The organism is Thermostichus sp. OS-CIW-26, from assembly GCF_054058395.1.
Window position 1 is genome coordinate 24,957 of record NZ_JBSSAG010000031.1, and the last position, 7,819, is coordinate 32,775.

Consider the following 7,819-nt stretch of genomic DNA (forward strand, 5'->3'; position numbering starts at 1 on the left):
AGTTTGGGAGTGATGGCCTTGCAAGTTGCTTTAGATGCTTTTAATCAAGAACTTTTGACAAGTGATGGGTTGGTTTTGGTGGATTTCGGCGCCCCTTGGTGTGGCCTGTGTCGCTTCATTCAGCCGATTACCGACCGTCTCGTAGCCGAGTGGGGAGGGGCGGTCAAAGTACTGCGGGTGAATGTAGACGACAATTTTTGGCTGCCGCGCCGCTATCGGGTGCGCTCTTTGCCAACCCTAATTTTGTTTGAGAAAGGTCAAGAAGTGCAAAGGCTGGAGCACTTCGCCAGCCGCGATGAGGTGCTTCGCCGCTGCGAGCAGTTGTTTCTTGACCACCTGCGCTACCTGGGTTCGGGAGCCTGCTCATCCTCGTTTGAGCCCCAAGCCCCGCCGCCCGGCGTGTAGAGGGTGATTACGTCGCCGGCTTTTAGGGAGCGGCTGATTTTGCCAGGCAAGGGATCCCCGTTGAGGAGGTTGATCCCCACTTGGCCTGGCCCGCCTCCCTGTTCTCCTTGGGGGGCATAGTGGCGCCGCTCGGTGAGCAGGGAGAGGGTGCAATCCTGCAAAGTCTGGATGGAGCGGATTAGCCCCCAGCCGCCCCGCTGTTGGCCATGGCCGCCGGAATCCTGGCGTAGCTCGTAGCGCAGTACCCGCAGGGGATACTCCAGCTCCAGAGCCTCGATGGGGGTGTTGAGGGTATTGCTCATGCCCACATGCACTCCGTCCAAACCCGGTCGTTGCCGGCTGGCCCCCTGACCACCTCCCAGGGTTTCGTAGTAGGTGAAGTGGCGGTTGCCCAGCACACAGTTGTTCATGGTGCCCTGCCCCTGAGCGATGCTCCGCAATCCGGCCACAGGAGCCAGAGCTTTGAACACCACATCGGCAATGCGCTGCGAGGTTTCCACATTGCCCGCCACCACTGCTGCCGGAAACTGGGCATTCACCAAGCAGCCGGGCGGCGCCACGATCTCGATGGGATCCTCCAAGCCGACATTGCTGGGGGCCGTGGGATCCAACAGACAGCGCAGGGCAAACAACACCGCCGAGCGGGTGACGGCCAGGGGCGCGTTCAGGTTTCCCGCCATGGCCGGAGCGGTACCGGTGAAGTCCACCCGCAGCTTCTCGCCCTCTACTTCCACCTGCACCCGGATCTCGATGGGTTCGGGCGGATCCCCGTAGCCCTCCAACCAATCCTCAGCCGTGTAGATCCCATCGGGCAGAGCCTGAATTTGCGCCCGCATCCGCCGGCGGCTGTACTCGATGACCCCTGCGATCAACTGCCAAGCTTCCTCTTCTCCAAAGCGGGCCAGCAACTCCCGAAACCGGCTCATCCCCACTGCGCTGGCCCCCACCTGGGCCTGCAGATCCCCCCGCCGCTGCTCGGCATTGCGCACATTGGCCAGGATTAGGCGCAGCAGATCCTCCTGCCAGTACAACTCTCCTTCTAGAGAGAGCCCAGCCAGCCGTACCGGCGGGATCACCAGCCCCTCTTGCCAAAGTTCTGTGGAGTCGGCGGGCATGGAGCCAGGGCGCATCCCTCCAATATCAGCGTGATGAGCACGGTTCACAGCATAGGCGCAAATCCGGTCGGGATCCCTCCAGCCGGGAATGGCCGCGACCACCGTAACGTCTGGCAGATGGGATCCCCCCTGGTAGGGATCGTTGAGGAGAAACACATCTCCGGGTCGCGGGTTGGCTGCCACCACCGCTCGCACCGCCTGCGAAAGGGCGCCCAAATGCACCGGGATGTGAGCTGCCTGGGCAATGCAAGCCCCTTGCGCGTCAAACAGAGCTGTGGAGCAATCCCGCCGCTCCTTGATGTTGGCCGAATAAGAACCGCGGATGAGGCGGGCTCCCATCTCTTCGGCAATCCCCGCCAGAGCGTTGGCCATGACCTGCAACCGGATGGGATTGGAGACAGGATAGTTGCTATCCATATCCCTCAAAGCCTACGCCCCAGCCAAACGGCCACCCTGCGGATCCCTTGCCAGAACTGCAAACGACGTTGCCAGCGGGCAAGGGTATGGCGATTCTCGCGCAGACGATCCCGCAGACGCAGCAACTCAGCGGGAGTGGGAGCCAAGGCCTGTTGAGCTGCTTCTCGCCAATCGGCCATGGCCTGCTCTGTGACCCCAAGAGCCGAGCGCAGCTTCAAAATGACAGGAATGAGAGCAACCAGGGCCAAAAACAGCAAGCCGTTGAGGCCGCAAACTGCCCAGACAGCCCATCCCGAACTCCAATTGGCATTCACAGAGAGCTCCGGGTAGGGATCCCGACAAGGCTCACTGCTGCTGCAGCATCAAGGGGCGCAACACCCGGCCATCCCCCACCACAACCACCGTTGACAGCACCTGCTCACCACGGCGGAAGGTAATCGGCACCGATTGGCCTACCGGGGTATTTTGGATGATCTGCTGCACATGTTGCACGGAGGTGACCCGCTGCCCATCCACTCCAATCAAAATATCGCCCTGGGCCAGACCGGCTCGTTGAGCAGGACCATCCTGGAGCAAGCCGACCACCTGCACCCCCTGAACTCGAAGTGCGGGGCCGAACAGACGACGGCTGATGGCGCTCTGGGCTTGCTCGCCGTTCACCGTTTCAATGGCAACTCCAATGAAGCCGTTGCCGACAGCATAGGAGGCAGGCGACCACTGAACCCCGAAGCTGTTGGCGTCGCTGCTGACCTGAACCGTGGAGCCGTGGTGGTTGTAAGCTTCACCCCCAACCGAGTCGCAGGGGTAGGCCACAACTGCATCTGCCAGCAAGAAGGAGATGGGCAGGGCTAGGGCAAGCTTGAACAGATGGGTTGGTTTCTGCATGGTTCGACCCTGGAAACGGTGAAGTAGAAATGAGCTTGAATTCGCGAAGCACTTGGGTGGATGCACCAGCCAGGTGTGGGCAGCTTGCACCGCCCCTCCCTCAGTGATAAACCCAAAATCGCCAACTGTCGATAGGCTTGGCCGTGCTTCTGGGCTGGATCCCAAGGTTTTGCCGGCCTTCCTGTAGCAATTCTTCAAGGTCTTGGGATCCCTGGCAGCACTGGGTTGGCTCGGCGGGGCTCACAAACCGGCAAAGCGATCGGTGGCTTCCAGGAGGGCGGTGCGGATTCCGGGCTCGGTGATGGAATGGCCAGCATCGGGGATCATCCGAAACTCTGCTTCTGGCCAAGCCTGATGCAGCTCCCAAGCAGAGATGGGCGGGCACACCACGTCGTAGCGCCCCTGGACGATCACCGCCGGCAGATGCCGCAGCCGTCCCACCCCCCTGAGGAGCTGATCCTCCGGATCCAAAAAACCGCCGTGGACAAAGTAATGGCACTCAATGCGGGCAAAGGCCTCGGCAAACTCTCCCCGACCAAAGCGCTCGATGAGCTCTGGGCTGGGGATCAACTTGCTGGTGCTGGCCTCCCAGACGGACCAGGCGCGAGCTGCCCTCAGCCGTACCTGGGGATCTGGGTCGTTTAGGCGGCGGTGGTAGGCTGCCAGCAGGTCATCCCGCTCTTCGGGAGGGATCGGCTCCAGGTAATGTTCCCAAGCGTCGGGGAAAAAGTAGCCGGCCCCCGACTGGTAAAACCAGCGGAGCTCAAAAGGGCGCAAGAGAAAAATGCCCCGCAAGACAAACCCTAGGCAGGATTGGGGGTGGGTTTGCCCATAGGCCAGGGCAAGGGCACTGCCCCAGCTGCCCCCGAACACAAACCAGCGATCAATGCCCAGATGCTGGCGCAACTTCTCGATATCCGCCACCAGATCCCAGGTGGTGTTCTCCCGCAGCTCGGCATAGGGGCGACTTTTCCCGCAGCCCCGCTGATCGAACAGCACCACCCGCCAGCGGCTGGGATCGAAATACTGCCGGTAGATGGGATCGATCCCGCCTCCAGGCCCCCCGTGCAAAAACACCACCGGCTTGCCTGCCGGGTTGCCGCACTGCTCGTAGTACAGGGTGTGGAGGGAGGAAACCGCCAGAAAGCCTTGATCGTAGGGCTCGATGGGGGGATAGAGATCGCGCAACATAACCGGAAGCTCTGCTGGTCATCACTCTCAGGGTCTGCGCAGGGCAATGGTGGCCTTGGGCGGGATCCCTTCCTGAAAGGTCTCGCCATCCGCGGCCAGGATGACAAATTGCAGCTCCTGACCCGGCTGGGCGCCCAAATTGCTCCAGGGGATGGCCACCTCCAAACAGGCATCCACCACCGCCTTCACTTGATGGCCGATGGCGTGCCAGGTGTGGTACTCCCCTGCCTGCAAGAGCTGGGCTTGCACCTCTGCCGGATGCTGGCCGGTGCCGGGAGGCGGCAGTGACAACTGCAACAGGTGGCGGTAGTGGTAGTTGAGAGGGGCTTCTGCCGGCAACCCCTGCAGGGGAATGGGGCTGTTGACGGTGACGCGGTTGGGATAGAACCACAGCACCAGCAATTGCCTGGGCCGCTGCACCACCGAGTTAAAATCCAGCCGCAGATAGAGGTTGAAGTGATCAAACCCGTACCAGAGGCGGCGAACGGCGCTGTTGCGGTGCATGGTGCCTCGGGCCGCTCCAATCTCCACCCGCCCCGCTTGGCTCCACTCCCGTTCTGCCGGACGACCGTTGATGGCCGGGTGGATAAACCCCTGCGGCAGGCGATCCCCTAGGCCGTCATGATCCTCCAGGGGAAATTGCAGCACGGTCGGCACTGCCTCTCCCAAAGCGGTGTAGAGCGCCTGCAGGTGCTCCCGAAACAACTGGTCGAAAACGGCATCATGGGCGGAAGAGTGGCCTGCCCCAAACCACCAGAACCAATCGGATCCCTCGGCGGCCCAGAGGGCCTCCCAGGCTTGGGGATTGGCGCGGGGATGATCCTGAATCACCTGACGGGCTTGGGCCAGAAGCTCCCAAGCGCGGTTTTTGACGGGATCCCCAATCCAGGTGGTGAAGTCCGCCTCGATCCAGGAGCCACTGTGCAGCTGCTCTGCCGGCAAAAACTCGGTGGGCGGAAACTGATCCAGAAACTCCGAAACGGTCACCAGCCGCAGGGAGGAGTGCTGGCTGAGGCGGGTGTAAAGGTTTTCCAAGAAGGGCCTGCCATCCTGGGGGTAGTACTCCCAGCAGTTTTCCCCATCCAGAGCGATGGTCACCAGCCAGGGCTGCTCCTGGGGCAGGCGGTTGCGGATGCTCTCCAGATGGCCAATGAGATCTTTGGCGGCAGCATCGGCGGGCATGGCGCTGTAGCTGAAGCCGATCAAATCCGAAAGGCGGTGATCCCGAAAGACAATCGCCAAATCCCCCCGCTCGGTTTCCAGGCGGTAGGGGCGGTAGAGCTTCTCCGGCTCCAGAATGTGGCCCTGCCCATCGCGATGAAAAGGCTGGCCCAGGCTCCACCCCAAAACCCCTTCGTCGGAGATGATCCACTCAAAGCCCTGTTTTTGCACAATCGGCACAATGGCAGGGCTTACGGATTGCTCGGAAGGCCACAGGCCCCGCGGATCCCGGCCAAAGCGCTCCCGATAGATCTGCTTAGCCCGCTCCAGTTGGCTGTGGACATCCTGCTCCCAGTGAAAGGGGTAGCGAGGTAAGGGCAACCCTGGGCGGGCCACCCGTGCCGAGCGCTCGCTCACCAACAGGGGCAAGATGGGGTGGGTATAGGGGCTGGTGGTCAGTTCCAGTTGGCCGCTGCTCTGCAGTTTGGCGTGTTGGGGCAAGATGGCGCCGAGGATCTGTTGTTGCTTGGCGTAGATCCGCTGCCGATCCGCCAGGGTAAAACCGGATCCCATCTTAATCCAGCCCTCAATCTCAGGATCCTCCTGAAAGAGGGGATCAAACCAAGACAGGTTGTGCCAGGCCAGCAGATCCCCGAAGTCCTGCGGAGTCCAGTACTGCAGACACCAGTTCACCCCCTGAGATTCCCGTTGGTTGTAGAGCTGCCGATAGCGGGGATAGGGCTCGATCATGGTGGGGTAGTGGCTGTCGAAAAAACGCTCGACCACAAAGCGCAGTTGATCGGGGCCGAGCTTTTCGACAGGGGATAGGGTCAGTTCCAGGTAAGGATCAAAAGCCGAGCCGGCCACATACTCTTCGATCTGTAGAATCAGGGAGGGCACCAGGTTAATCGTTTGGTGCAAGCGGGGATAGCGCTCCAGCAGCAAGACCAAGTCCAGGTAATCTTTGATCCCGTGTAGGCGCACCCAAGGCATGCGATATTTACCCGCCACCGGACTTTTGTAGAGGGGTTGGTGTTGGTGCCAAACCAGGGCGACGTGCAGCGGGTAGGTCATGGGCGGTACCGGATCCAACCATCACCCGGATACTAGCCCATCTGTCTGGCTCGCGATCGTAAGAAACTCTTGAATGTCTGAGCGCTGCCGGTGTCGATGGCGGTGGGGAAAAGCTTGCCATTCGGCAGATTCCTCAGGAGAATGGCGGCAAAAGGAAGAGCTGAGCCATGACTGCCGCTACCCACCTTCTGGAACAGTCGATCGTTGTCTTTTCCCAAAACTATTTGCCCATTAGCCGGGTCAATATCAAGCGGGCAATCGTGCTGCTGCTAACAGGCAAAGCCGAACCGCTCTCGATGATGCATGTGCCGGTGTGGAAGGTGCGCTCCCCCAGCCAGGTCATTGAAGTGCCCGAACATATTCGCCTGACCATCAAGGGCAAAGAGCGCGCTTGGCGCGTGCCCCCTGTGAATCGGCGGGAGGTTTTGCGGCGGGATCACCACACCTGCCAGTATTGTGGCAGCACCCACAATCTGACCTTGGATCATGTCGTGCCCCTCTCCAAAGGGGGATCCCACAGTTGGGACAATGTGGTGACGGCTTGCGAACGCTGCAATCAACGTAAGGGCAACCGCACCCCTGAAGAAGCCAACATGCCCCTGCGCAGCAAACCCCGTGCCCCTCTCCACCCGACGGTGGCTTTTGCGGAGCAGTTCTGGCGCGAACACCAAAGTCGGCAAGAGTGACATCCTCCCGGCGCTCATCCTATGGACAGAGCGCGGGCCACCCTTCCCGTCAGCAGGACGGAGTCCTTACCTCGCGGTCGGGCATTCCTGCCCCACGCCACTTGTCTGGGTCTACAACCCCCGACAGAACAACTGGACAGGCGGTTCCCCTTCCCCAGCCTCCCCCCTAGGCACTGCCAGCTTGCAAAACAAGTCTAATCCACAGGGAACGGTGCATCGGCAGGCAGGATGGACTCCTGCACCCAGGAACCCCTGTCCACCGGACAAGAGCAAGAGGCATCTGGATCAATCCGGTACTTGTAGGTTACCGCCAGCATAAGTAGGCTTTACTACAGATTTCGCTCAGGGGTATGGCGGGGATCCATGTATCCCAGTGCTCACCCTGCGGCTAGAGCATGGGACCTATTGCCCCCGCACCCCCGTTAGTTAAAATTGTTGGTACTAGAACTGTAAGGCACAGCTTCTTCTAGCTTTGTCCAGGTTTGCGGCTGAGCTACAGGTGCTCTGTTGTGGGCAAAGGGAACTTGCGCCTCGGCTGCAGCAAGCAAGATGGGGGTTGGCTTCCTGCTCAGCAGGTTTTGGGAAAGGTTGAAGGTTGTAAGTTGGCTCAGAAGAGGACTGGGTGTTTTGGGGCAGATGAAAAGTAGCTTAGTGCAGCTCGATTATCGAGTTTATAAGTTGGCGCGGCTGTTGAGCGAATATTTGGAGTTGGGGAAATGGGTTGCCCTGTCTGCTGGCTCGCTGGGTGAAGAGCCTTCTGGCAACGAACATCAAGCCTGGCTGCATAAATTTTCAGCTAGAAATCGCAGGAGCCCCGCACTGTACCCGTAGGGTCAGTGTCGGGAGGAATGCGGAAGTTATGATAGAACCATGACCCAAGTCCTG

The 7,819-nt window shown here is 60.4% G+C and carries 7 protein-coding genes; 2 read left to right on the top strand and 5 right to left on the bottom strand.

Features of this window, described 5'->3' with window-relative positions; all coding sequences use genetic code 11:
- Positions 1–12 precede the first annotated feature (12 nt).
- Complete coding sequence (locus ACVW0C_RS11430; RefSeq protein ID WP_041437173.1) at positions 13–405, top strand: thioredoxin family protein; 393 nt, start codon at positions 13–15, stop codon at positions 403–405.
- Here the strand turns inward: ACVW0C_RS11430 and ACVW0C_RS11435 are convergent.
- The 5 genes from ACVW0C_RS11435 to ACVW0C_RS11455 all read right to left on the bottom strand — a co-directional run bounded on the left by ACVW0C_RS11435 (position 342) and on the right by ACVW0C_RS11455 (position 6,248).
- Positions 342–1,937 (bottom strand): hydantoinase B/oxoprolinase family protein, encoded by a 1,596-nt coding sequence (locus tag ACVW0C_RS11435; RefSeq protein WP_457385497.1) that lies wholly within the window; start codon positions 1,935–1,937, stop codon positions 342–344. The genes ACVW0C_RS11430 and ACVW0C_RS11435 overlap by 64 nt on opposite strands.
- Before the next feature lie 5 nt (positions 1,938–1,942).
- The gene (locus ACVW0C_RS11440) at positions 1,943–2,251 is read right to left on the bottom strand and encodes a hypothetical protein (protein ID WP_414329349.1); all 309 of its coding nucleotides are present in this window, start codon (positions 2,249–2,251) and stop codon (positions 1,943–1,945) included.
- A gap of 31 nt (positions 2,252–2,282) precedes the next feature.
- Positions 2,283–2,822 carry a PDZ domain-containing protein gene (locus ACVW0C_RS11445; protein WP_238376905.1) on the bottom strand — a complete coding sequence of 180 codons (540 nt, stop codon included), beginning with the start codon at positions 2,820–2,822 and terminating at the stop codon, positions 2,283–2,285.
- Positions 2,823–3,062: 240 nt separating this feature from the next.
- Positions 3,063–4,013, bottom strand: coding sequence for a prolyl aminopeptidase (gene pip, locus ACVW0C_RS11450; protein WP_414399719.1), 951 nt, complete (start codon positions 4,011–4,013; stop codon positions 3,063–3,065).
- Between the two features lie 27 nt (positions 4,014–4,040).
- Positions 4,041–6,248: a glycoside hydrolase gene (locus tag ACVW0C_RS11455; protein ID WP_457385499.1), complete on the bottom strand. Its 2,208-nt coding sequence runs from the start codon at positions 6,246–6,248 to the stop codon at positions 4,041–4,043.
- Positions 6,249–6,415: 167 nt separating this feature from the next.
- Between ACVW0C_RS11455 and ACVW0C_RS11460 the strand changes: the two genes are divergently transcribed.
- The gene (locus ACVW0C_RS11460) at positions 6,416–6,934 is read left to right on the top strand and encodes an HNH endonuclease (RefSeq protein ID WP_414331697.1); all 519 of its coding nucleotides are present in this window, start codon (positions 6,416–6,418) and stop codon (positions 6,932–6,934) included.
- Positions 6,935–7,819: the final 885 nt, after the last annotated feature.

Coding starts and splice junctions, on each gene's coding strand:
- ACVW0C_RS11430 (WP_041437173.1), top strand. CDS start 13: ATGGCCTTGCAAGTTGCTTTAGATGCTTTTAATCAAGAACTTTTGACA.
- ACVW0C_RS11435 (WP_457385497.1), bottom strand. CDS start 1,937: ATGGATAGCAACTATCCTGTCTCCAATCCCATCCGGTTGCAGGTCATG.
- ACVW0C_RS11445 (WP_238376905.1), bottom strand. CDS start 2,822: ATGCAGAAACCAACCCATCTGTTCAAGCTTGCCCTAGCCCTGCCCATC.
- pip (WP_414399719.1), bottom strand. CDS start 4,013: ATGTTGCGCGATCTCTATCCCCCCATCGAGCCCTACGATCAAGGCTTT.
- ACVW0C_RS11455 (WP_457385499.1), bottom strand. CDS start 6,248: ATGACCTACCCGCTGCACGTCGCCCTGGTTTGGCACCAACACCAACCC.
- ACVW0C_RS11460 (WP_414331697.1), top strand. CDS start 6,416: ATGACTGCCGCTACCCACCTTCTGGAACAGTCGATCGTTGTCTTTTCC.